Below are 21,735 nucleotides of genomic sequence, written 5' to 3'. Positions count from 1 at the left end.
CGGGCTAGTAGTTAGCCTCTCCGGCGTTTGAGGAGCGGGGGTTCGGGGGCTGGCCCCCGAGTCGTTGACGGGAACGGGTAGGGGCGGCGGGGGCGAAGGACTAAAGACGGTCCAGGACCTGGGTGAGGAGCGCTCCCATGTGCGTGGCCGAGTCCCGGCCCGCCTGGAGCACCTCCTCGTGGTTCAGCGGCTCGCCCGTCATCCCCGCGGCGAGGTTGGTGACGAGCGAGATGCCGAGCACCTCCGCCCCCGCCTCCCGCGCGGCGATCGCTTCGAGCGTGGTCGACATGCCCACCAGGTCCGCCCCGATCACCCGGGCCATCCGGATCTCCGCCGGAGTCTCGTAGTGCGGGCCGGGGAACTGCGCGTACACGCCCTCTTCGAGCGTCGGGTCGATCTCCTTGCACAGCGCGCGCAGCCGCGGCGAGTACAGATCCGTCAGGTCGACGAAGTTCGCGCCGACGATCGGGGACGTCGCGGTGAGGTTGATGTGGTCGCTGATGAGGACCGGCTGCCCGGGCCGCATGCCCTCGCGCAGACCACCGCAGCCGTTGGTCAGCACGATGGTCTTGCAGCCGGCGGCCACGGCCGTCCGGACGCCGTGCGCGACGGCGGCGACCCCGCGGCCCTCGTAGTAGTGGGTGCGGCCCAGAAAGACGAGCGCGCGCTTGTCGCCGATCCGGTACGAGCGGACCGTGCCGCCGTGCCCCTCGACCGCCGGCGGCGGGAAGCCGGGCAGCTCGGTGACCTGGAACTCGGCTTCGGGATCGCCGAGGGCGTCCACGGCCGGGGCCCAGCCGGAGCCCATCACGAGGGCGACGTCGTGGGTCTCGGCGCCCGAGAGTTCCCGCAGGCGCGCGGCGGCGGCGTCGGCGGCGGCGTAGGGGTCGCCCTGGATGTCGTCCGGAAGAAGAGATGCGTTCACGCGCATGAGGGTAGCCGCTCGCGGCCTACGCGCGTAGATGTTGATGGTCACGGGTTTGCGATCGTTGTCTTGTTGTTTCCCACGAATCCCGGCGACGGCGTGTTCCGGGAGGCGTCCCGCGGGTCAGCAGGGGCGCTTGCGCAGCTCCATCACATAGTCGTGCGGGGCGCCCGCCGACTCCGCCGCGTCGGCCAGCTCGCCGAGGTAGCGGGCCGAGGGGAGCCCGCCCTCGTAACCGTTGAGGACGTACAGCCACGCCGACTCCTCGCCCTCCAGTGTGTGGATCCGTACGCGCATCCGCCGGTAGACGTCGAGGCCGACACCCTCCCAGCGGTCCAGGGACTCCTCGTCCGGGGGAGCGATGTCGTACAGGGCGACGAAGACCTGCGAGCGCGGGGCCTCGACGATCGTCGCCAGCGCGCCCTCCCAGCCCATGTGCTCGCCGCCGAACGTCAGCCGCCAGCCGTTGAGCCACCCCGTGGCGCGCAGCGGCGAATGGGGTGCGCGGCGCGTCATGAGCCGCGGGTCGAGATTGCCGGCGTACGCGGCGTAGAGCGACATGGGACCGAGGGTACGGCAGCGAACCCATGTGACTCGCCCGTAACCGCAGCCCCGTATCGCACACCCGTGCCACCCCGATCGCCCGTCCGCGACACCCGGACAGCGCCCCCGTGCGGAAGCACCTTGAAGCGTGCGGGACAATGGAGTACGTGACTCGGATCGTGATCATTGGCGGCGGACCCGGCGGATACGAAGCGGCCCTGGTGGCCGCGCAGCTCGGCGCGGAGGTGACCGTCGTCGACTGCGACGGCCTGGGCGGTGCGTCGGTGCTCACCGACTGCGTGCCGTCCAAGACCCTCATCGCGACGGCCGAGGTGATGACCACCTTCGACTCCTCGTACGAGGAACTGGGGATCATCGTCGCCGACGACACCCCGCACATCGACCAGCCCGCGCGCGTCGTCGGCGTGGACCTCGGCAAGGTCAACCGCCGGGTGAAGCGCCTCGCGCTCGCCCAGTCCCACGACATCACGGCCTCCGTGACGCGCGCCGGGGCGCGGGTGCTGCGCGGTCGCGGCCGGCTGGAGGGCATGCAGGCCCTGGACGGCTCCCGCAAGGTCGTCGTCCGGGCCGCGGACGGCAGCGAGGAGACGCTCGTCGCCGACGCCGTCCTCATCGCCACCGGCGGGCACCCCCGCGAGCTGGCCGACGCGCAGCCCGACGGCGAGCGCATCCTGAACTGGACGCAGGTCTACGACCTCGACGAGCTCCCCGAGGAGCTCATCGTGGTCGGCTCCGGTGTCACCGGCGCCGAGTTCGCCGGCGCCTACCAGGCCCTCGGCTCCCGGGTCACGCTCGTCTCCAGCCGCGACCGCGTGCTGCCGGGCGAGGACCCGGACGCGGCGGCCGTCCTGGAAGACGTCTTCCGCCGGCGCGGCATGAACGTCATGGCCCGCTCGCGCGCCGCCTCCGCCAAGCGGGTGGGCGACCGGGTCGAGGTGACGCTCGCCGACGGCCGTGTCATCACCGGCTCGCACTGTCTGATGGCCGTCGGCGCCATCCCCAACAGCCACGGCATGGGCCTGGAGGAGGCCGGGGTCAAGGTCCAGGAGTCCGGGCACATCTGGACGGACAAGGTCTCCAGGACCACGGCCCCCGGCGTGTACGCGGCCGGTGACGTCACCGGGATCTTCGCGCTCGCCTCCGTGGCCGCCATGCAGGGCCGTATCGCGATGTACCACTTCCTCGGCGACGCGGTCGCGCCGCTCAACCTGAAGACGGTCTCGTCGAACGTCTTCACCGACCCCGAGATCGCCACCGTCGGCTACTCGCAGTCGGACGTCGACGGCGGCGTCATCGACGCCCGGGTCGTGAAGCTGCCCCTGCTGCGCAATCCGCGCGCCAAGATGCAGGGCATCCGGGACGGCTTCGTGAAGATCTTCTGCCGTCCGGGCACCGGGATCGTCGTCGGCGGTGTGGTCGTCGCGCCGCGCGCCTCGGAGCTCATCCACCCGATCTCGCTGGCGGTCGACAACAACCTGACCGTCGAGCAGATCGCGAAGGCCTTCACCGTCTATCCGTCCCTGTCGGGCTCGATCGCCGAGGTGGCCCGTCAGCTCCACACCCGGAAGTCCACGGGCGAGGGCTGAGCACCGACGGTCGGCGCCGGGGCCCGCGAGCCCGGCCGGCGCGGCAGCGAAAGCGGTGCCCCGAGCGGTTTTTCGCTGGTCACGCGGATCGGCCGTCCCTCTGGTCACGGGGAGTCGTCGACCATTCGTGCGGCATAGGCGCCCGGATTAGGCGCGTATACCACTCCGGGTACTGCCATGCGAACAACTTCTGTTATTCGGCGCAAACTGCTGAAAGCAGACGGTCGTTGGGGTTACTGTCAGTTTCGTGTTCGCTGCAGAACGTCGTCAATTGATCCTCGAAATGGTGCGAGCAAATGGAGCCGTGTCGCTCCGTGAGCTCGCCCGCGTCGTCCAGACCTCCGAAGTGACCGTACGGCGGGACGTGCGCGCACTGGAGGCAGAAGGACTCCTCGACCGCCGGCATGGCGGTGCGGTATTGCCGGGCGGGTTCACGCGGGAGTCCGGCTTTCCGCAGAAATCTCATCTCGCGACCGCCGAGAAGACGGCCATCGCCGACCTCGCCGCGGGTCTCGTCGAAGAGGGCGAGGCCATTGTGGTGGGAGCGGGAACCACCACGCAGGAGCTGGCTCGCCGGCTCGCGCGGGTGCCGGGGCTGACCGTCGTCACCAATTCCCTGCTGGTGGCCCAGGCGCTGGCCCATGCCAACCGCGTGGAAGTCGTGATGACCGGCGGCACCCTGCGCGGTTCCAACTACGCCCTGGTGGGCAGCGGGGCCGAACAGTCCCTCCAGGGGCTGCGGGTCTCCCGGGCCTTCCTGTCGGGAAGCGGGCTCACCGCCGAACGCGGGCTGTCCACCTCCAACATGCTGTCGGCCTCGGTCGACCGCGCGCTCGTCCAGGCGGCCGCCGAGGTCGTCGTCCTGGCCGATCACACCAAGCTCGGCGCCGACACGATGTTCCAGACGGTGCCGACCGATGTGATCACCCGCCTGGTCACGGACGAGCCACCGGCCCAGGACGACCGTGCGGCCACCGAACTGCAGGCCCTGGCCGACCAGGGCGTACAGATCGCGGTGGCGGGAGCGGGTGGTTCGGGCGGCGATACGGTCCCGGCGGGGCGCCAGCCGCCACGCCGGGACGTGCCGCTGCCCGGCCCCCGACGCGGTCAGGTGCCCGGAGCGGGACCGCAGTTGCGCAGCGCCGCGGCGGTGCTGGGCGACCAGGCCCAGAGCGAGCGGGCGCGGGTCGCCGACATGCGCAGACGCTGACAACAGGGTTGTGGCTGACGGACGGCGGTCCAGTCCGTACGTCGGAACGCGCCGCGCCGGTGGTTACGTTCGGTGTGCGCGGCGTCAGGCCTTGAGGCCCCGCAGCGTCAGCGCCAGCAGGCGGTCGGCCAACTCCGGGTCGCCCGGACTCTCTTCGGCGGCCAGCGCGATCGCGTTGGTCAGCTGAAGCAGATCACCGATGGCGACACCGGTGCGTACGGAGCCTGCCTGCTGCGCGCGCGTCAGGAGGGCGCTGCCCGCCTCGCGCATCGGGCCGCTGCACTGCGCGAGCGCCGACGCGTCGTCGTGCGAGGCCGACATGAGTGCGCGTGACAGTCCGCGGTACTCACTCGCATGGGTGATGACGGCGCGCAGCCATTCCACGAGCGCCGTGCACGGGTTCGGGGCGTCGAGCAGTTCGCGGGAGCGGGTCAGCAGGTCGCTCACCGCGTCCGCGAAGACGGCGTTCAGCAGGGCGTGGCGGTTGGGGAAGTGGCGGTAGAGGGTGCCGATGCCTACGCCCGCGCGTTTCGCGACGTCCTCCAGGGAGGCGTCGGCGCCGTTCTGGGCGAACGTGGCTCTTGCCTCTGTGACCAGGCGGGCGTGGTTTCTGCGGGCGTCGGCGCGCATCCCTGCCGGGGGGTTGGCCATGTGTCCTACCTACCCTCTCCTCGGTCCTTCGGGCGGGGACGGTGGCCGCCCTCGAACCCTATCCGTCTGCCCATGACCACCGGCTGGGTGCTGCGGGTCGTGTGTGGCTGGTCGCGCAGTTCCCCGCGCCCCTGAAGGCACGGGGTGCTGCGGGTGTGTTGTGTCTGCGGGCCGGTGGGGGTTGCCCGCGCAGTTCCCCGCGCCCCTGAAAAGCGCCGGCTGGTTGTGCAGTTCGCCGCGCGTCTGAAAACAGCGTCGGACGGGGTGCGCCTTCTGAGGCGCATCCCGTCCGACGTGGCGGCTGGTGTCAGTCCTTGATTTCGCAGATGACCGCGCCCGAGGTGAGGGACGCGCCCACCTCTGCCGCGAGGGCCTTGATGGTGCCCGAGCGGTGGGCGTTCAGGGGCTGTTCCATCTTCATGGCCTCCAGGACCACGATCAGGTCGCCCTCCTTGACCTCCTGGCCCTCCTCGACGGCCACCTTCACGATGGTGCCCTGCATGGGCGAGGCGAGGGTGTCGCCGGAGGCGGCCGGGCCGGACTTCTTGGCCGCGCGCCGCTTGGGCTTGGCGCCCGCCGCGAGTCCCGTACGGGCCAGGGACATGCCCAGCGAGACCGGCAGGGAGACTTCGAGGCGCTTGCCGCCGACCTCGACGACGACCGTCTCACGGCCCGGCTCGTCCTCCGTGTCGGCGTCCGCGGGAGCGGTGAAGGCCGGGATCTCGTTGACGAACTCGGTCTCGATCCAGCGGGTGTGGACCGTGAACGGGTCGGCGGAGCCGGTCAGCTCCGGCGCGAAGGCGGGGTCGGCGACCACCGTGCGGTGGAAGGGGATGGCCGTGGCCATGCCCTCCACGGTGAACTCCTCCAGGGCGCGCGCGGCCCGCTGCAGGGCCTGCTCGCGGGTGGCGCCGGTGACGATCAGCTTGGCGAGCAGCGAGTCCCAGGCCGGGCCGATGACCGAGCCGGACTCCACGCCCGCGTCCAGGCGCACACCGGGGCCCGACGGCGGGGCGAAGGTGGTCACCGTGCCGGGGGCGGGCAGGAAGCCGCGGCCCGGGTCCTCGCCGTTGATGCGGAACTCGAAGGAATGGCCGCGCAGCGGCGGGTCGTCGTACCCCAGTTCCTCGCCGTCGGCGATCCGGAACATCTCCCGGACCAGGTCGATGCCGGAGACCTCCTCGGTGACCGGGTGCTCGACCTGCAGCCGGGTGTTGACCTCCAGGAAGGAGATCGTGCCGTCCGCGCCGACCAGGAACTCGACGGTGCCGGCGCCGACGTACCCGGCCTCCTTGAGGATCGCCTTGGAGGACGAGTACAGCTCGGCCACCTGGGCGTCGGAGAGGAACGGCGCGGGCGCCTCCTCGACGAGCTTCTGGTGGCGGCGCTGCAGGGAGCAGTCACGGGTGGAGACGACCACCACGTTGCCGTGGGTGTCGGCCAGGCACTGGGTCTCCACGTGCCGGGGCTTGTCGAGGTAGCGCTCCACGAAGCACTCGCCGCGGCCGAAGGCGGCGACGGCCTCGCGCACCGCGGAGTCGAACAGCTCGGGGATCTCTTCGAGGGTGCGGGCCACCTTCAGACCACGGCCGCCACCGCCGAAGGCCGCCTTGATCGCGATGGGCAGACCGTGCTCCCGGGCGAAGGCGACGACCTCGTCCGCGCCGGGCACCGGGTCCGGCGTACCGGCGACCAGCGGGGCGCCCGCGCGCTGCGCGATGTGCCGGGCCGCGACCTTGTCACCGAGATCGCGGATCGCCTGCGGCGGCGGGCCGATCCAGGTCAGGCCCGCGTCCAGGACGGCCTGGGCGAACTCGGCGTTCTCCGAGAGGAAGCCGTATCCGGGATGGATCGCGTCCGCCCCGGAGTCCTTGGCGGCCTGCAGCACCTTGGCGATGTCGAGGTAACTGCTCGCGGGGGTGTCACCGCCCAGCGCGAACGCCTCGTCCGCGGCCCGCACATGCAGGGCGTCCCGGTCCGGCTCGGCGTACACCGCCACGCTCGCGATGCCGGCGTCTCGGCACGCCCGGGCGACACGAACAGCGATTTCGCCACGGTTGGCGATCAACACCTTGCGCACGTTGGCTCCCTCTCCTTGAAACAAGCCGAGTTTAGGGACTGCCGACACGTCGTTTCGACCCGTCCCCGATGGTGAGCTTGCCCACACGGAGCGTGATACAAGGCCTGCTCGCCCGCGAATTCCCTTGCCCTACCTCGGTACGCAGGGGGCTTACCTTGAACACTAGCTCTCCGGTGTGGCCAAGGTCTCTGTGAGTCCGTGCTGCGCGCCACTCGGTTTCTTTGTGGAGACCCTACGAATGGCCCAACGATTCTTTGCCCTCCGCAGATCCCTTGTCCCTGGGTTTACTCGTTAGTAGCGTGCTCGCTGGCGTACGGATACTTGAGGTAACACGGCCCTGCTCGGGCGGAAGTCGAAAGTGGGTGGGGGCCGGTGGTCCGCAGACCGGTGGCATTCGTGACTGCGATCGTGCTCTTCGTGGAGGCGGTGGGCATCGCGTGGGTCAACTGGTTCATGGGGGTCGTCGTCGACCGGCAGGACATGTCGCTGGCAGGGCTCGACCCGGACGTGATGTCCACGTCGTCGAAGGTCGCCGGGCTCGTCTTCGGCCTCTACTTCGCGCTCTGCGGCTTCACCGCGCTGCGCGTCGGCCTGCGCGACCGCGCGCCCGCGGGCCTCGGCCGCATCCTGCTGATCAGCGCGGCGGTGGTGCACGCCCTGCTCGGCGCGTTCGCGGTCGGCCTGGTGGGCTGGGGCGCGTTCGCCTTCACGATGGTCGTGCTCGGACTGATCGTGCTCATCTTCATGACGTACGACCGTCTGGAGGCCACGAGGTCCGAAGCGAAGCCGGATGCGGGGCCGGACGCGGGGCCCGGCGCCGGTCCGGGGAGCCCCGGCGGCCCGGGGAGCGCCGGTGGTACCGGGGACGGTGTGCTGCCTCCGCCCCCGGCGCCTTCCGTCTCCTGAAGCCACTCCCCTGAACCCAGTCTCCTGAACTCCGTCTCCTGCGGCCCGTCGCCCGGAGCCCGTCGGCTGCACCGTCCGCGGCCCGGCCCGGTGGGCCTACCGCCCCTGACCCGGCCCGGTGGGCCCTACTTCTCGCGCGGGGTCCACAAGTCGGTGATGCCGACGCCCAGTTTCGCCAGCAGGCGGCGCAGCAGCGGCAACGAGAGTCCGATGACGTTGCCGTGGTCGCCGTCGATGCCGTCGACGAACGGGGCCGAACGCCCGTCCAGCGTGAACGCCCCGGCGACGTGCAGCGGTTCGCCCGAGGCGACGTACGCGGCGATCTCGGCGTCGGTCGGCTCGCCGAAGCGGACCACGGTGGACGCCACGCCCGAGGTGTGACGGCCGGACTGCGTGTCCCACACGCAGTGGCCGGTCTGCAGGATGCCTGCCCGGCCGCGCATCGACTTCCAGCGCGCGGTCGCCTCCTCGGCGTCGGCCGGCTTGCCGTACGCCACGCCGTCCAGTTCGAGCACCGAGTCGCAGCCGATCACCAGGGCGCCGGCGACCTCGGGCCGGGCCGCGACCACGGACGCCTTCGCCTCGGCGAGCGCGAGCGCCAGTTCGGCGGGGGTCGGAGCGGTCACGGCGTCCTCGTCGACCCCGCTGACGATGACCTCGGGGTCGAGTCCGGCCTGCCGCAGCAGTCCGAGCCGGGCGGGGGACTGGGAGGCGAGAACGAGCCTGCGGCGTGGCTGATCAGTCATGCGGTCAGCGTAGCGAGACCCGGCCGGCCGGATTCGCCGGAGGCCGGACTCCCGGTCGGGCCGGTCTCACATGAGGCCGAGGATGATCATCGCGAACACCACGGCCAGTGCCATGAGGACGCCGAGCCGCCGCAACATGTCCTGCATGTCGCGCAGCTCCTTCGGCGGCTCGTTCTCCGGGTCGGACCACAGCATGTCTCCGATCGTGACTCCGGCACGGCTCCGGACGCCTGAGTACGCGTACTCATCTTGAGTAAAAGGGTCGCTGGTTCCATTAGATGGTCACCTCCTGCTACCGTTCCCGGCACCACTAAAGGGACTGTATTCCCATTAGGGAGTCCCCTGAGGAACTGGAGGGAACCGCTGTGTTCACCACCGCCTGGACCGCTTCTCCGCAGTCGCCCAGCACCGGCTTCACCCCCAACTGGTCGCAGGAGGGCTTCTGGCGCCAGTCCCTGCGGCAGGTAGTCCGCCTGTCCGCCGGCGGCGACCGCGTCCGCATCCGTCTGTCGAACGCGTACGGGACCTCGCCGCTGCGGATCGCGGGCGCGACCCTCGCCCGTACGGCCACCGGTGCCGGAGCCGGTGCCGCCGTGCGGGCCGAGCCCGTGCGGCTCACCTTCGGCGGGGCCGCGTCCGTCGAGATCCCGGCGCGCGGGAAGATCATCGGGGACGCGGCCGGGCTGGCCGTGGCGGCCGGGGAGTCCGTGACCGTCACCCTGCACCTCGACGCCGTCACCGGGCCCGCCACCTTCCACGCGCAGGCCTTCGCGACCAGCTACCGGGGCGCGGGCGACCTCCTGGCGGACACCGGGGGCGCGGGCTTCGACGAGACCACCGAGTCCTGGTACTTCCTGACCGCGGTCGACGTCTCAGCAGCGCGCACGGACGGCGTGGCGCTCTTCGGCGACTCGATCACCGACGGGTTCGGGTCCACGCCGGGCGCGAACCGCAGATGGTCCGACGCCCTCGCCGCACGCACCGGACGGCCCGTGCTCAACGCCGGCATCGGCGGGAACCTGCTGCTCAACGACTCCGCCTGGTACGGGGAGAAGGGCGTCCACCGGCTGGAGCGGGACGTGCTCTCCCTGGCCGGCGTCGACACCCTCGTGGTGCTGCTCGGGCTCAACGACATCGGGTTCAGCGAGGGGGCGGCGGAGCCCACGTATTGGCCCGCGCCGCGTGTCGAGGTGGATGAACTCATCGCGGGGCACCGGGAGTTGATACGGCAGGTGCGGGGTCGGGGGGTGCGGGTGGTGGGGGCGACGCTGTTGCCCTTCGGGGGGTCCGATCACTGGGGGGAGCGGGCCGCGAAGGTGAGTCACGAGTTCAACGAATGGGTTCGTTGCTCGGGGGAGTACGACGGCGTGGTCGATCTCCATCGGGCGCTCGCCGATCCCGTCGCGTCCGAACGGCTGCGGGGTGTTTACGACTTCGGCGATCACCTGCACCCGAATGATCTCGGGTACGAGGTGATGGCCGAAGCCGTGGGGGTGCTTCTTTGACTGCGGGTGCGTCGTGGCTGGTCGCGCAGTTCCCCGCGCCCCCAAGAGGGGGCTGCGCCCCCATCGGGGACCCGTCAGGCGGGCCAGAAGGTGTGGGCCCAGGACTGTGGGCCCGGGGACGGTAGGCGGGTTCGTGCTACTCGGGACGGGTCGGACCACGCGTCCCGGTTCTCCGCCGCGCCGGGCGGGGGTGTCTCCGCCGCCGCGGCGCGTGCTCTGACCACTGCCAGTGCGGCGGCCAGCTCCTCGGGGGTCGGGTTGCCCCGTACGACCTTGATGTTCATGAGACCGCTCCCGTTCTCGACGACCGGCGTACTGGCTACAGGGGGATGTTGCCGTGCTTCTTCGGCGGCAGGGACTCCCGCTTGGTGCGCAGCGCCCGCAGACCGCGTACGACGTGGGCGCGGGTGTCGGAGGGCAGGACCACCGCGTCGATGTAGCCGCGCTCGGCCGCCGTGTAGGGGTTGAGGAGCGTGTCCTCGTACTCCTGGATCAGGCGGGCCCGGGTCGCTTCCTGCTCCTCGGCGGGGGTGGCCGCGATGGCGCGGCGGTGCAGGATGTTGACCGCGCCCTGCGCGCCCATCACGGCGATCTGGGCGGTCGGCCAGGCGAGGTTGAGGTCCGCGCCCAGATGCTTGGAGCCCATGACGTCGTACGCGCCGCCGAAGGCCTTGCGGGTGATCACCGTGATCAGCGGGACGGTGGCCTCGGCGTACGCGTAGATCAGTTTGGCGCCCCGGCGGATGATGCCCGTGTGCTCCTGGTCGACGCCCGGGAGGAAGCCGGGGACGTCCACGAAGGTGAGGACGGGGACGTTGAAGGCGTCGCAGGTGCGCACGAAGCGGGCCGCCTTCTCGCTCGCGTCGATGTCCAGGCAGCCCGCGAACTGCATCGGCTGATTGGCCACGATGCCCACCGGCCGGCCCTCCACGCGGCCGAAGCCGGTGAGGATGTTCGGCGCGAACAGCGGCTGCGTCTCGAAGAACTCGGCGTCGTCCAGGACGTGTTCGATCACCGTGTGCATGTCGTACGGCTGGTTCGCGCTGTCCGGGATCAGCGTGTCGAGCTCGCGGTCCTCGTCCGTCGTCGTCAGGTCCGCCTCCTCGGGGAAGGCGGGCGGCTCGCTCAGGTTGTTCGACGGCAGGTAGGACAGCAGCGACTTGACGTACTCGATCGCGTCCTTCTCGTCGCCCGCCATGTGATGGGCCACGCCCGAGACCGCGTTGTGCGTGCGCGCGCCGCCCAGCTCCTCGAAGCCGACGTCCTCGCCGGTGACCGTCTTGATGACGTCAGGGCCGGTGATGAACATGTGCGAGGTCTGGTCGACCATCACCGTGAAGTCGGTGATGGCGGGGGAGTAGACCGCGCCGCCCGCGCACGGGCCGACGACCAGGCTGATCTGCGGGATCACACCCGAGGCGTGCGTGTTGCGGCGGAAGATCTCGCCGTACATGCCGAGCGCCGCCACACCCTCCTGGATGCGGGCGCCGCCGGAGTCGTTGATGCCGATGACCGGACAGCCGGTCTTCAGCGCGAAGTCCATCGCCTTCATGATCTTCTGGCCGAAGACCTCGCCGAGGGCGCCGCCGAAGACCGTGAAGTCCTGCGAGAACACGGCGACCGGACGGCCGTCCACCGTGCCGTACCCGGTCACCACGCCGTCCCCGTACGGACGGTTGTTCTCCAGGCCGAAGTCCGTGGAGCGGTGCTGGGCGAACTCGTCGAACTCGACGAAGGAGTCCTCGTCCATCAGCAGCTCGATCCGCTCACGGGCCGTCAACTTGCCCTTGGCGTGCTGCTTTTCGACGGCGCGTGCCGAGCCGGCGTGCGTCGCCTCGTCGATGCGGCGCCGCAGGTCCGCGAGCTTGCCCGCGGTGGTGTGGATGTCGATCTCTTGCTGCTGTTCCGGCTCGGACATCGGGATGCGGCTCCCTGCCTGCTCAGTGGGGACGTGAGGGTGAGGTGCTCAGAAGGGGGGTTGGGCTCAGATGGGGGATTGGCTACTCATCCGTAGCGTAGTGGCGTGCCTACCGTTCGGCAGTGCGGCGTTTACCACACCTAGGGTGGGTTGCATGACGCCGCGAGATGACTCAGACGCGAACAGCGACGCGCACCGCAATCCATGGTCCGACCTGGACCGTCCGCCGCTCAACGCCACGGCGCTGCGCCGCGCGCTCGTGCGCGACGAGGGACGTGACGGAGGGCGCGGCGGGCTCTGGTCCGACGTCCGGGTGGTCGCCCGTACCGGCTCCACCAACTCCGACCTCGTCGCCCTCGCCGTGGACGGCAAGGCCGCGGAGGGCACGGTCCTGATCGCCGAGGAGCAGGACGCCGGACGGGGACGCCTGGACCGGCAGTGGACGGCGCCCGCCCGCTCGGGCCTCTTCTTCTCCGTGCTGCTGAAGCCCACCGGGGTCCCCGTCGAACGGTGGGGCTGGCTGCCGCTGCTCGCCGGGGTCGCGATGGCGACGGGGCTCTCGCGGTCGGCCGGCGTGGACACGGCGCTGAAGTGGCCCAACGACCTGCTGGTGACGGTCGAGGGCCAGGAACGCAAGGTCGGCGGCATCCTCGCCGAACGCGCCGGGGCCGACGCGGTCGTCGTCGGCATCGGCATCAACGTCACGCTGCGGGCCGACGAGCTGCCCGTGCCGGGCGCCGGATCGCTCGCCCTCGCGGGCGCGGCGACCACCGACCGGGACACCATCCTGCGGACGGTCCTCCGCTCGCTGGAACAGTGGTTCGAGAAGTGGCGGAGTGTGGGGGGCGACCCGGCCGCGTCCGGCCTCCAGGACACCTACGCCGCCGGCTGCGCGACCCTCGGCCGTGCGGTACGGGCCGAACTGCCCGGGGACAAGTCGATCACCGGCGAGGCGGTCGCCCTCGACGGCGACGGACGACTGGTGCTGGCCACCGCGGAGGGCGTGCAGCAGCCGGTGGGCGCCGGAGACATCGTGCACCTGCGCCCGGCGGGGTCGCCGGGGAGTGAGTGACGGGCGCGTCCAGCGGGATTCCCGGGGGACGTGTGGCCGGTGCGCTCGGCGGGATCTGCGGGGGCACGTGTGACGGGCGCGTCCAGCGGGGTACGCGGGGCGTTCCGTGTGTTCGCCGTGTCGCGCGTCCGTTCGTGCTGGTGATGAGCAAGGGGCGCGGCCGGGCCGTACGACAGGGAGCGGGCCGGAGCGGGCCGCCGGACGTACGGGGACGGAGTGGGTCATGGGCCGTCCGGCCTCGGCAGTCGGGAGTGAGCCACAGCACACCTGCCGTAGAGTTGAGGCCGGTCGATACCTGACCGCGGCAGATCGGAAGGGCAGCAGGCGTGACGGTCGACGACAGCGGTTCGGGCACGGGTGACCCCGCCTCCGACGGGGAGCCCGGGCGTGCCGCCGGGTCTGTCGCCGACACGGCGGCCGCGCGGGTCGACCGCGCCGAGCTCCACGCGCGCGTGGAGGAAGAGGAACAGGACCCAGTGGACGCGCAGGACGGCCGGACCGACGTGCACAACGGCCGGGCGGACGTGCGGGACAGCCGCACCGACGTGCAGAACAGCCGGACGGGCGGGCAGGGCGGCCGGACCGACCAGCCCGGCGCCGAGTCCGACGACGATCCGCTCGCGCTCCGGCTCGAACAGCTCATCCTCGGCGCCGAGCGCCGCTACACCCCCTTCCAGGCGGCCCGCAGCGCGGGTGTCTCCATGGAGCTGGCCTCCCGTTTCTGGCGGGCCATGGGCTTCGCCGACATCGGCCAGGCCAAGGCGCTGACCGAGGCGGACGTCCTGGCGCTGCGGCGGCTGGCCGGTCTCGTCGAGGCGGGGCTGCTCAGCGAGGCGATGGCGGTGCAGGTGGCCCGTTCCACCGGCCAGACCACGGCCCGGCTGGCCGAGTGGCAGATCGACTCGTTCCTTGAGGGCCTCACCGAGCCGCCCGAGCCGGGCATGACGCGCACCGAGGTCACGTACCCCCTGATCGAGCTGCTGCTGCCCGAGCTGGAGGAGTTCCTGATCTACGTCTGGCGGCGCCAGCTCGCCGCCGCGACCGGGCGGGTCGTGCAGGCCGCGGACGACGAGGAGATGGTCGACCGGCGCCTGGCCGTCGGCTTCGCGGACCTCGTCGGCTTCACCCGCCTGACCCGGCGCATGGAGGAGGAGGAACTCGGCGAACTCGTCGAGGCCTTCGAGACCACCGCCGCCGACCTCGTCGCCGCCCACGGAGGACGGCTCATCAAGACCCTGGGCGACGAGGTGCTGTACGCGGCCGACGACGCCGGGGTCGCCGCCGAGATCGCGCTGCGCCTCATCGAGACGATGGCCAACGACGAGACGATGCCGGAGCTGCGCGTGGGCATCGCGTTCGGCACGGTCACCACGCGCATGGGCGACGTGTTCGGTACGACCGTGAACCTCGCCTCCCGGCTGACGTCGATAGCTCCCAAGGACGCGGTCCTGGTCGACGGGGCCTTCGCGGAGGAGCTGATCCGCACCGGCGACGCGCCCGCCTCCGAGGCCGTGGCCGTCGAGGAGGCCGTCGCCGCGGAGAAGGAGGGCGAGGAGCCGCCTGCGTACCGCTTCGGGCTCCAGCCGATGTGGCAGCGGGCGGTCCGTGGCCTCGGCGTGGTCGAGCCGTGGCTGATGAGCCGACGGGGCTGAGGGCTCGCCGCTCCTACGGGCCGCCGTCGATGCACAGGCCCACGATCGGTACGCAGACGGCGTCCGGCGGGCGCGGCGGCCGGGTCGGTGCCGAGGGCTCGGTGGCGGGCGGTGTGTGGGGTGCCGGCTGCCGTGCCGACTCCCGTGCGGGGGGTGGCTTGACGGGCACGGTGACCGGGACGGAGCGGGTGGGCGCGGGCGCGGGGTGGACGGCCGTCGGGGCCGTGGTCCCTGCCGGTGTCCGGCCCGGGGCCGTGGGGGTCGGTGGGTTCGTGCGTGCCGCCTCTCGTGCCGCTTCTCGTGCCTGTTCCGACGGTGTGGCGGAGGGGGAGGCGGCGGTCGTCGCCGGTCCGGTTCGCGGTACCTCGGGGACGGTGGACGCGCTGGGGTCCAGGTCCGTGGCCTCCACGCGTTCGCCACCCGCATGCGAGGGGGTGGGGACCGCCAGGCGCAGCATGCCGAGCGCGCCTGCGGCCAGGGCGAGGCCGCTGACCGTGAGGAGGGTGCGGTGGGGGCGGGGTTTGCGGTGGCGACCGCGGGGTGCTGCCGCTGTGGCCGTCGGGTCCGTCTGCGGTGCGGTGTGCGTGGGCGTGTGCGTCATGCTGATCCCTCCCCCGGTGGGCAGGTTATGCACGGGGGTGGGGGTGCGGGCGGTATGCGGCGACACGTCACTCGAACGGGGTTTTCCGCCCCCGCCGCCCCTACCCGTTCCCGTCCACGTATGGGGGCTTCGCCCCCTCGCCCCCTTTGTCCTCAAACGCCGGACGGGCTGGTGGGTAGCCTCTCCGGCGTTTGAGGAGCGGGGGTTCGGGGGCAGCGCCCCCGAGTCAGTGACGGGAACGGGTAGGGGCGGCGGGGGCGAGGAAACTACTCCCCGGGCCACTCCGGGCGGCGCTTCTCGTTGAACGCCGCAACCCCCTCCGCCCGGTCCCCCGAGAACGCGACCGACCGCCACGCCGCGTCCTCGATCTCCAGCCCGGCCCGGAGATCGAGCCCGTGCCCGAGCCGCAACGCCCGCTTGGCGGCCCGAAGCCCCACGGGCGAGTTCCCGGCGATCCGCGCGGCCAGCGCAACCGCCTCCGCCCGGTCCTGACCGTCCCCGACCAGCACGTCGACCAGCCCCAGCTCCCGCGCCTCCACCGCCTCCACCCGCCGAGCGGAGAAGATCAGCTCGGCGGCCCGCGCGGCGCCCACCCGGCGCGGCAGCAGCTGCGTACCGCCGCCGCCGGGGATGACGCCGACCGACACCTCGGGCAGGCCCACGACGGCCGTGCCGTCCGCCACGATCAGGTCGCAGGCCAGGGCCAGTTCGAAACCGCCGCCCAGCGCGAAACCGTGCACGGCGGCCACCGTCGGCATCGGAAGCTCCAGCACCCCGGTGTACGCCGCCCGCGCGACCGGCCGCTGGCGGACCAGCTCGGCGTCCGTGAGGGAGTTGCGCTCCTTGAGGTCGGCGCCGACGCAGAACGCCCGCTCGTGCGTCGAGGTCAGCACCACCACGCGTACGTCCCGGTCGGCGGCCAGCGCCTCGCAGGCCGCGGCGATCGAGCGGGCCATCCCGGACGACACGGCGTTCATGGCCTTGGGCCGGTCCAGGGAGAGTTCCGCGACGTACGGGGCGGGGCGCCGCACCGCCACGTACTCCCCGAACCGTCGCGCCGAGTCCGGGACGGCCTGATCCACCTGGTCCACCTGGTCCACCTGGTCCGCCCGGTCGGCCCCGCTGTCCTGCTCCGTCATGTCGCCGCTCCCCGGTTAACGTGGGTTAACTTCCGGGTCGATCATCCCAGCGGGCCGTCCCGGAGGGAACCCCTGTTCGCCGCGTCGACCTCTCATAGTCGTACAAACCTACCTAACCTAGGGTAATGGGTGGTGACGATGTGCGACTGAGGGCCGTGGTGGCGCTGGCCCAGGGCATGGCCGCCGCGCACGCCCCGCGTGAGTCGTGGCGCGCGGCGGCGGACGGGGCCCGCCTGGCGCTGGGCGGGAGCTTCGCCGCGCTGTCCGTGTGGGAGCGGCAGCTGGGGCGGCTGCGGGTCCTGGTGAACACGGGGGAGCGGGTCCCGGACGAGGAGGAGTTCCCGGAGTCGGAGACGTACCCCGTCCATCAGTTCCCCGAGATCACCGAGTTCCTGCACGAGCGCTGGGTCGGCGGCGGCGAGCCCAACGCCTGGGTCGAGACGGCGGACGGTCCGGCCGCCGGGGGCGCCGAGTACTGCCATCAGAGAGTGGCCGCGCTGCGGCGGCGCGGGCGCGGCTGCTGTGTCGTCGCGCCGATCGTGCTGCACGGGCGCGCCTGGGGTGAGCTGTATGTCGCCCGGTCGGCCGGTGAGCCCGTCTTCGGCCGTGCCGACGCCGACTTCGCGACCGTCCTCGCCTCCGTGGTCGCCGCCGGGATCGCGCAGACCGAACGGCTCGAAGAGGCACGGCGGCTCGCCTTCACCGACGCGCTGACCGGGCTCGCCAACCGCCGGGCCGTGGACGTGCGCCTGGACGAGGCCATCGAGTGCCATCGCGCGCAGGGAGTGGTCGTCAGCCTGGTGGTGTGTGATCTCAACGGACTCAAGCGCGTCAACGACACCCGGGGGCACGCCGTCGGCGACCGGCTCCTCGAACGCTTCGGGTCGGTGCTCTCGCTGTGCGGCGCGATGCTGCCCGGCACGCTCGCGGCCCGTCTCGGCGGTGACGAGTTCTGCCTGGTCGCGGTGGGCCCCGCCGCCGACGAGGTGGTCCGGGTCGGCGAGGAGCTGTGCCGCCGGGCCGGTGAGCTGGAGCTGGGGGAGGGGGTGGCGTGCGGGATCGCCTCGACCGGGGACCCCCTCGGGCCCGTCCGCTCGGCCCGCCGCCTCTTCCGCCTCGCCGACGCGGCCCAGTACCGGGCCAAGGCCGTACGCGCCACGAAGCCCGTCGTCGCCGGGCGTGAGGGCCCCGACGATCCCGTCGTACGCCTCGCCGACGCGCCCCCGCCCGCGGCGGCCGAACGGCGGCGGTTTCGCGGACGGCGGTAGGCAGCGCGCGAGCCTCGGTGCGAGGCCTCGGTGCAGGGCTTCGGTGTGAGGCCTCGGTGCAAGGCTTCCGAGCGAGGCCTCGGTGTGACGCAGAGGTAAGGACCCAACCCCGTATCCACTAGTGACATCACTGCATTCACTGCGTACGCTCCTGAATATGGATATGCACTCTGTGGTGGTGGGGACGAGCGGGGTCACCGCGTCCGACGTGCTGGCCGTGGCGCGCGGCGGCGCCCGCGTCGAGCTCTCCGGCGAGGCGGTGGCGGCACTCGCCGCGGCTCGCGAGATCGTCGAGGCCCTGGCCGCCAAACCCGAGCCCGTCTACGGCGTCTCCACCGGCTTCGGAGCCCTCGCGACCCGGCACATCAGCCCGGAGCTGCGGGCGCAGCTGCAGCGCAACATCGTGCGCTCGCACGCCGCCGGCATGGGGCCGCGCGTCGAGCGCGAGGTCGTCCGGGCCCTGATGTTCCTGCGGCTGAAGACCGTCTGCTCCGGCCGGACCGGGGTGCGCCCGTCCGTCGCGCAGACCATGGCCGACGTCCTCAACGCCGGGATCACCCCGGTCGTCCACGAGTTCGGCTCGCTCGGCTGCTCCGGCGACCTCGCCCCGCTCTCCCACTGCGCCCTGACCCTGATGGGCGAAGGGGACGCCGAGGGGCCTGACGGTGTGGTCCGCCCCGCCGGTGAACTGCTCGCCGAGCACGGCATCGAACCCGTCGAACTGCGCGAGAAGGAGGGGCTGGCCCTCCTCAACGGCACCGACGGCATGCTCGGCATGCTGATCATGGCCCTCGCCGACCTCGACACCCTCTACAAGTCCGCCGACATCACGGCCGCCCTCAGTCTGGAGGCGCTCCTCGGGACCGACAAGGTTCTCGCGCCCGAACTGCACGCCATCCGGCCGCACCCCGGCCAGAGCGCCAGCGCCGCCAACATGCTGGCCGTGCTGAAGGGTTCGGAACTGACCGGCCATCACCAGGACGACGCGCCGCGCGTGCAGGACGCGTACTCCGTGCGCTGTGCCCCGCAGGTCGCCGGCGCCGGGCGCGACACGCTGGCCCACGCCCGGCTGGTCGCCGACCGCGAGCTGGCGTCCGCCGTCGACAACCCGGTTGTGCTGCCCGACGGGCGCGTCGAGTCGAACGGCAACTTCCACGGCGCCCCGGTCGCGTACGTGCTGGACTTCCTCGCCGTCGTCGCGGCCGACCTCGGCTCCATCGCGGAGCGCCGTACCGACCGGCTCCTCGACAAGAACCGCTCGCACGGGCTGCCGCCGTTCCTCGCGGACGACGCCGGCGTCGACTCCGGCCTGATGATCGCGCAGTACACGCAGGCCGCCCTGGTCAGCGAGATGAAGCGGCTCGCCGTACCGGCCTCCGCCGACTCCATCCCGTCCTCCGCGATGCAGGAGGACCACGTCTCGATGGGCTGGTCGGCCGCCCGCAAGCTCCGCACGGCCGTCGACAACCTGACCCGGATCATCGCCATCGAGCTGTACGCGGCCACGCGCGCCGTCGAGCTGCGCGCCGGACTCACACCCGCGCCGGCCTCGCAGGCCGCCATCGCCGCCGTCCGGGCCGCCGGCGTGGCGGGCCCCGGGGCGGATCGTTTCCTCGCCCCGGACCTCGCCGCCGCGGACGCGTTCGTACGCTCCGGAGGCCTGGTCGCGGCCGTGGAACCGGTGACCGGCCCGCTGTCCTGACGGAATTCCCGATCGGCGGGGCGGGGCTGTCGCGTGCGTCACGGCAGCCCCGCCACTTCATGTGCTAGGGTTCATAGCGAAACGTTTTTGGTACCCATTAACTTGTGCGCCTGAAAGGATTCTCTCTCAGGCGCGTTTTGTTTTTCCGGTCATTTCCGGATGGGAGCCACACCTATCCAAGGAGAAATGACATGGCTACTGGCACCGTGAAGTGGTTCAACAGCGAAAAGGGCTTCGGCTTCATCGAGCAGGACGGCGGCGGCGCCGACGTCTTCGCCCACTACTCCAACATCGCCACCTCTGGCTTCCGTGAGCTGCAGGAGGGCCAGAAGGTCTCCTTCGACGTCACGCAGGGCCAGAAGGGCCCGCAGGCGGAGAACATCGTTCCCGCCTAATTCCGGGACGCGCATCACGCGAGCCGGGGCCCGCACCTTCGGGTGCGGGTCCCGGCTTGTGCTGTCCGTGTGTCCTTGAGCACGGGAAACCGTGAGCACGGAAATCCGTGCGGCCCAGGAAGGAATTCCCGATCCAGCATGACTCGATCCGAACGTCCTGAACGAACCGCCGGCGGGCGGCCGGCGAATTCCCGGGGTTCCCGCGGCTCTCGTGGCACACGCGGCGCAGGCCAGGCGGCCCCCGCGAACGGCGGCGGCAGAAACGTACGCAAGAAGCCCCTCGCGCAGGCCGCCCCGCCGCGCGAGTTCACCCTGCCGCAGACGCTCACGCCCGCGCTGCCCTCCGTCGAGTCCTTCGACGCGCTGGACATGCCGGCCGCGCTCAGCAAGACCCTCAGCGCCCAGGGTGTCACCGACCCCTTCCCGATCCAGGGCGCCACCCTGCCCAACTCCCTCGCCGGGCGCGACATCCTCGGCCGGGGCCGCACCGGCTCGGGCAAGACCCTCGCCTTCGGCCTCGCGCTGCTCGCCCGCACCGCGGGCCGCCGCGCCGAGCCCAAGGCGCCGCTCGCGCTCGTCCTGGTGCCCACACGCGAACTCGCGCAGCAGGTCACCGACGCGCTCACGCCGTACGCCACGGCCGTGAACCTGCGCCTGGCGACCGTCGTCGGCGGGCTCTCCATCGGCAAGCAGTCCGCCCTGCTGCGGCGCGGTGCCGAAGTGCTCGTCGCCACGCCGGGACGCCTGAAGGACCTGATAGACCGGGGCGACTGCACCCTCGCACAGGTGTCGATCACCGTCCTCGACGAGGCCGACCAGATGGCCGACATGGGCTTCATGCCGCAGGTCATCGGTCTCCTCAACCAGGTCGAGCCGGACGGCCAGCGCATGCTGTTCTCGGCGACCCTGGACAAGAACATCGACCGGCTCGTGCGGATGTACCTCACGGACCCCGTCGTGCACTCCGTCGACCCCTCCGCGGGCGCGGTGACGACGATGGAGCACCACGTGCTGCACGTCGCCGACGAGACCGACAAGAAGGCCGTCGCGATGCGGATCGCCGCCCGCGACGGGCGCGTGATCCTCTTCGTCGACACCAAGCGCTCGGCCGACCGCTTCACCAAGCGGCTGCTCGCGAGCGGCGTACGCGCCTCCGCCCTGCACGGCGGACGCTCGCAGCCGCAGCGCACCCGCACGCTCGACCAGTTCAAGAACGGTCTGGTGACCGCCCTCGTCGCGACCAACGTGGCGGCGCGCGGCATCCACGTCGACGACCTCGATCTCGTCGTGAACGTCGACCCGCCGACCGACCACAAGGACTACCTGCACCGCGGCGGCCGTACCGCCCGCGCGGGCGAGTCCGGCAGTGTCGTCACGCTGGTCCTGCCCGAGCAGAAGCGCGACATGACGCAGCTGATGGCCAACGCGGGGATCAATCCGCACACGGCCCGCGTCAGGTCCAGCGACGAGGAACTGGTCCGGATCACCGGGGCGCGGGAGCCTTCGGGCGTACCCGTCGTCATTCCCGTGCCGGAGCCCGCGGTCGCCCAGCCTGCGCAGGGGAAGTCGCGGGCGCGGCGGGGTGGTGGCGGGGGTGGCCGCGGCGCGGCTGCCGCCGGTACTCGGTCCTCCGGTACGCGGGCCGGTGGCGGCGGGGCTCGCAGCGGGTCCGGCGCCGGGGCGGCGGCCTCGCGTGGGCGCGGGGGTGCCGCAGCGTCGCGTACGCGCGGTGGACAGCAGGGTGGGCGTCGGTCCGCCTGAGGCTCCGCCTGAGAGCTCGGGGGGAAGTGTTGTGCGGCGGCTGCGCGTACGTAG

Annotated in this window: 20 protein-coding genes; 10 read left to right on the top strand and 10 right to left on the bottom strand. The window is 71.9% G+C overall.

Annotated elements, in window-relative coordinates; genetic code table 11:
• Nucleotides 1–100 precede the first annotated feature (100 nt).
• Nucleotides 101–925 carry a purine-nucleoside phosphorylase gene (locus ACFWGJ_RS11835; protein ID WP_381833034.1) on the bottom strand — a complete coding sequence of 275 codons (825 nt, stop codon included), beginning with the start codon at nucleotides 923–925 and terminating at the stop codon, nucleotides 101–103.
• A 123-nt stretch (nucleotides 926–1,048) separates the two neighbouring features.
• Nucleotides 1,049–1,486, bottom strand: coding sequence for a gamma-glutamylcyclotransferase (locus ACFWGJ_RS11830; protein ID WP_381833037.1), 438 nt, complete (start codon nucleotides 1,484–1,486; stop codon nucleotides 1,049–1,051).
• A 140-nt stretch (nucleotides 1,487–1,626) separates the two neighbouring features.
• Here ACFWGJ_RS11830 and ACFWGJ_RS11825 point away from each other — a divergent pair, with 140 nt between their 5' ends.
• Nucleotides 1,627–3,075, top strand: a complete 1,449-nt coding sequence (locus ACFWGJ_RS11825; RefSeq protein ID WP_387322813.1) for an NAD(P)H-quinone dehydrogenase — start codon at nucleotides 1,627–1,629, stop codon at nucleotides 3,073–3,075.
• 247 nt (nucleotides 3,076–3,322) lie between these two features.
• Entirely contained in the window at nucleotides 3,323–4,285 is a 963-nt protein-coding gene (locus ACFWGJ_RS11820) for a DeoR/GlpR family DNA-binding transcription regulator (RefSeq protein WP_107020346.1), read from the top strand.
• A gap of 84 nt (nucleotides 4,286–4,369) precedes the next feature.
• Here ACFWGJ_RS11820 and ACFWGJ_RS11815 read toward each other — a convergent pair whose 3' ends face one another.
• Both ACFWGJ_RS11815 and ACFWGJ_RS11810 read right to left on the bottom strand, forming a co-directional pair.
• On the bottom strand, nucleotides 4,370–4,936 hold the full coding sequence (locus ACFWGJ_RS11815; protein WP_387322811.1) for a TetR/AcrR family transcriptional regulator: 567 nt from the start codon (nucleotides 4,934–4,936) through the stop codon (nucleotides 4,370–4,372).
• Between the two features lie 307 nt (nucleotides 4,937–5,243).
• The gene (locus tag ACFWGJ_RS11810; protein WP_387322810.1) at nucleotides 5,244–7,016 is read right to left on the bottom strand and encodes an acetyl/propionyl/methylcrotonyl-CoA carboxylase subunit alpha; all 1,773 of its coding nucleotides are present in this window, start codon (nucleotides 7,014–7,016) and stop codon (nucleotides 5,244–5,246) included.
• Nucleotides 7,017–7,388: 372 nt separating this feature from the next.
• On the opposite strand from ACFWGJ_RS11810, the gene ACFWGJ_RS11805 reads away from it, so the two are divergent.
• A complete protein-coding gene (locus tag ACFWGJ_RS11805) occupies nucleotides 7,389–7,922 on the top strand; it encodes a hypothetical protein (RefSeq protein WP_387322809.1) in 534 nt (177 codons plus the stop codon).
• A gap of 125 nt (nucleotides 7,923–8,047) precedes the next feature.
• Here the strand turns inward: ACFWGJ_RS11805 and ACFWGJ_RS11800 are convergent, their stop codons facing one another.
• Together ACFWGJ_RS11800 and mmpB are read right to left on the bottom strand one after the other, a co-directional pair.
• Nucleotides 8,048–8,668 carry a nucleoside triphosphate pyrophosphatase gene (locus ACFWGJ_RS11800; RefSeq protein WP_387322807.1) on the bottom strand — a complete coding sequence of 207 codons (621 nt, stop codon included), beginning with the start codon at nucleotides 8,666–8,668 and terminating at the stop codon, nucleotides 8,048–8,050.
• 66 nt (nucleotides 8,669–8,734) lie between these two features.
• Nucleotides 8,735–8,863 carry a morphogenic membrane protein MmpB gene (gene mmpB / locus ACFWGJ_RS11795; protein WP_107020342.1) on the bottom strand — a complete coding sequence of 43 codons (129 nt, stop codon included), beginning with the start codon at nucleotides 8,861–8,863 and terminating at the stop codon, nucleotides 8,735–8,737.
• 170 nt (nucleotides 8,864–9,033) lie between these two features.
• On the opposite strand from mmpB, the gene ACFWGJ_RS11790 reads away from it, so the two are divergent.
• Nucleotides 9,034–10,173, top strand: a complete 1,140-nt coding sequence (locus ACFWGJ_RS11790) for an SGNH/GDSL hydrolase family protein (RefSeq protein ID WP_387322805.1) — start codon at nucleotides 9,034–9,036, stop codon at nucleotides 10,171–10,173.
• Between the two features lie 74 nt (nucleotides 10,174–10,247).
• Here the strand turns inward: ACFWGJ_RS11790 and ACFWGJ_RS11785 are convergent, their stop codons facing one another.
• Both ACFWGJ_RS11785 and ACFWGJ_RS11780 read right to left on the bottom strand, forming a co-directional pair.
• Complete coding sequence (locus ACFWGJ_RS11785) at nucleotides 10,248–10,457, bottom strand: acyl-CoA carboxylase epsilon subunit (RefSeq protein ID WP_387322804.1); 210 nt, start codon at nucleotides 10,455–10,457, stop codon at nucleotides 10,248–10,250.
• Nucleotides 10,458–10,492: 35 nt separating this feature from the next.
• Nucleotides 10,493–12,091, bottom strand: a complete 1,599-nt coding sequence (locus ACFWGJ_RS11780; protein WP_387322802.1) for an acyl-CoA carboxylase subunit beta — start codon at nucleotides 12,089–12,091, stop codon at nucleotides 10,493–10,495.
• A 154-nt stretch (nucleotides 12,092–12,245) separates the two neighbouring features.
• On the opposite strand from ACFWGJ_RS11780, the gene ACFWGJ_RS11775 reads away from it, so the two are divergent.
• Both ACFWGJ_RS11775 and ACFWGJ_RS11770 read left to right on the top strand, forming a co-directional pair.
• A complete protein-coding gene (locus ACFWGJ_RS11775; RefSeq protein WP_387322801.1) occupies nucleotides 12,246–13,163 on the top strand; it encodes a biotin--[acetyl-CoA-carboxylase] ligase in 918 nt (305 codons plus the stop codon).
• A gap of 326 nt (nucleotides 13,164–13,489) precedes the next feature.
• Nucleotides 13,490–14,815, top strand: a complete 1,326-nt coding sequence (locus ACFWGJ_RS11770; protein ID WP_387322799.1) for an adenylate/guanylate cyclase domain-containing protein — start codon at nucleotides 13,490–13,492, stop codon at nucleotides 14,813–14,815.
• Nucleotides 14,816–14,828: 13 nt separating this feature from the next.
• Here the strand turns inward: ACFWGJ_RS11770 and ACFWGJ_RS11765 are convergent, their stop codons facing one another.
• Both ACFWGJ_RS11765 and ACFWGJ_RS11760 read right to left on the bottom strand, forming a co-directional pair.
• Nucleotides 14,829–15,416, bottom strand: a complete 588-nt coding sequence (locus ACFWGJ_RS11765) for a hypothetical protein (protein WP_387322797.1) — start codon at nucleotides 15,414–15,416, stop codon at nucleotides 14,829–14,831.
• 266 nt (nucleotides 15,417–15,682) lie between these two features.
• The gene (locus ACFWGJ_RS11760; protein ID WP_387322795.1) at nucleotides 15,683–16,555 is read right to left on the bottom strand and encodes an enoyl-CoA hydratase/isomerase family protein; all 873 of its coding nucleotides are present in this window, start codon (nucleotides 16,553–16,555) and stop codon (nucleotides 15,683–15,685) included.
• A gap of 125 nt (nucleotides 16,556–16,680) precedes the next feature.
• Here ACFWGJ_RS11760 and ACFWGJ_RS11755 point away from each other — a divergent pair, with 125 nt between their 5' ends.
• From ACFWGJ_RS11755 to ACFWGJ_RS11740, 4 genes are all read left to right on the top strand, one after another.
• Nucleotides 16,681–17,823: a diguanylate cyclase domain-containing protein gene (locus ACFWGJ_RS11755; RefSeq protein WP_387322793.1), complete on the top strand. Its 1,143-nt coding sequence runs from the start codon at nucleotides 16,681–16,683 to the stop codon at nucleotides 17,821–17,823.
• 163 nt (nucleotides 17,824–17,986) lie between these two features.
• Nucleotides 17,987–19,525, top strand: coding sequence for a histidine ammonia-lyase (gene hutH / locus ACFWGJ_RS11750; protein WP_387322817.1), 1,539 nt, complete (start codon nucleotides 17,987–17,989; stop codon nucleotides 19,523–19,525).
• Between the two features lie 191 nt (nucleotides 19,526–19,716).
• On the top strand, nucleotides 19,717–19,920 hold the full coding sequence (locus tag ACFWGJ_RS11745) for a cold-shock protein (RefSeq protein WP_003969786.1): 204 nt from the start codon (nucleotides 19,717–19,719) through the stop codon (nucleotides 19,918–19,920).
• 138 nt (nucleotides 19,921–20,058) lie between these two features.
• The gene (locus ACFWGJ_RS11740; RefSeq protein WP_387322792.1) at nucleotides 20,059–21,681 is read left to right on the top strand and encodes a DEAD/DEAH box helicase; all 1,623 of its coding nucleotides are present in this window, start codon (nucleotides 20,059–20,061) and stop codon (nucleotides 21,679–21,681) included.
• Nucleotides 21,682–21,735 lie beyond the last annotated feature (54 nt).

This window comes from Streptomyces sp. NPDC060205, from assembly GCF_042728395.1.
In the GTDB taxonomy this organism is placed as follows: domain Bacteria; phylum Actinomycetota; class Actinomycetes; order Streptomycetales; family Streptomycetaceae; genus Streptomyces.
Note: the sequence above shows the minus strand (reverse complement) of the source record. Positions and strands in the feature narration are given on the sequence as shown.

What these genes read in the sequence shown, in the direction of transcription:
- mmpB (WP_107020342.1), bottom strand. Translation starts at nt 8,863, where the DNA reads ATGCTGTGGTCCGACCCGGAGAACGAGCCGCCGAAGGAGCTGCGCGAC.
- ACFWGJ_RS11785 (WP_387322804.1), bottom strand. Translation starts at nt 10,457, where the DNA reads ATGAACATCAAGGTCGTACGGGGCAACCCGACCCCCGAGGAGCTGGCC.
- ACFWGJ_RS11825 (WP_387322813.1), top strand. Translation starts at nt 1,627, where the DNA reads ATGGAGTACGTGACTCGGATCGTGATCATTGGCGGCGGACCCGGCGGA.
- ACFWGJ_RS11755 (WP_387322793.1), top strand. Translation starts at nt 16,681, where the DNA reads ATGGGTGGTGACGATGTGCGACTGAGGGCCGTGGTGGCGCTGGCCCAG.
- ACFWGJ_RS11765 (WP_387322797.1), bottom strand. Translation starts at nt 15,416, where the DNA reads ATGACGCACACGCCCACGCACACCGCACCGCAGACGGACCCGACGGCC.
- ACFWGJ_RS11740 (WP_387322792.1), top strand. Translation starts at nt 20,059, where the DNA reads ATGACTCGATCCGAACGTCCTGAACGAACCGCCGGCGGGCGGCCGGCG.
- ACFWGJ_RS11815 (WP_387322811.1), bottom strand. Translation starts at nt 4,936, where the DNA reads ATGGCCAACCCCCCGGCAGGGATGCGCGCCGACGCCCGCAGAAACCAC.
- ACFWGJ_RS11745 (WP_003969786.1), top strand. Translation starts at nt 19,717, where the DNA reads ATGGCTACTGGCACCGTGAAGTGGTTCAACAGCGAAAAGGGCTTCGGC.
- ACFWGJ_RS11775 (WP_387322801.1), top strand. Translation starts at nt 12,246, where the DNA reads ATGACGCCGCGAGATGACTCAGACGCGAACAGCGACGCGCACCGCAAT.
- ACFWGJ_RS11760 (WP_387322795.1), bottom strand. Translation starts at nt 16,555, where the DNA reads ATGACGGAGCAGGACAGCGGGGCCGACCGGGCGGACCAGGTGGACCAG.
- hutH (WP_387322817.1), top strand. Translation starts at nt 17,987, where the DNA reads ATGCACTCTGTGGTGGTGGGGACGAGCGGGGTCACCGCGTCCGACGTG.
- ACFWGJ_RS11800 (WP_387322807.1), bottom strand. Translation starts at nt 8,668, where the DNA reads ATGACTGATCAGCCACGCCGCAGGCTCGTTCTCGCCTCCCAGTCCCCC.
- ACFWGJ_RS11780 (WP_387322802.1), bottom strand. Translation starts at nt 12,091, where the DNA reads ATGTCCGAGCCGGAACAGCAGCAAGAGATCGACATCCACACCACCGCG.
- ACFWGJ_RS11830 (WP_381833037.1), bottom strand. Translation starts at nt 1,486, where the DNA reads ATGTCGCTCTACGCCGCGTACGCCGGCAATCTCGACCCGCGGCTCATG.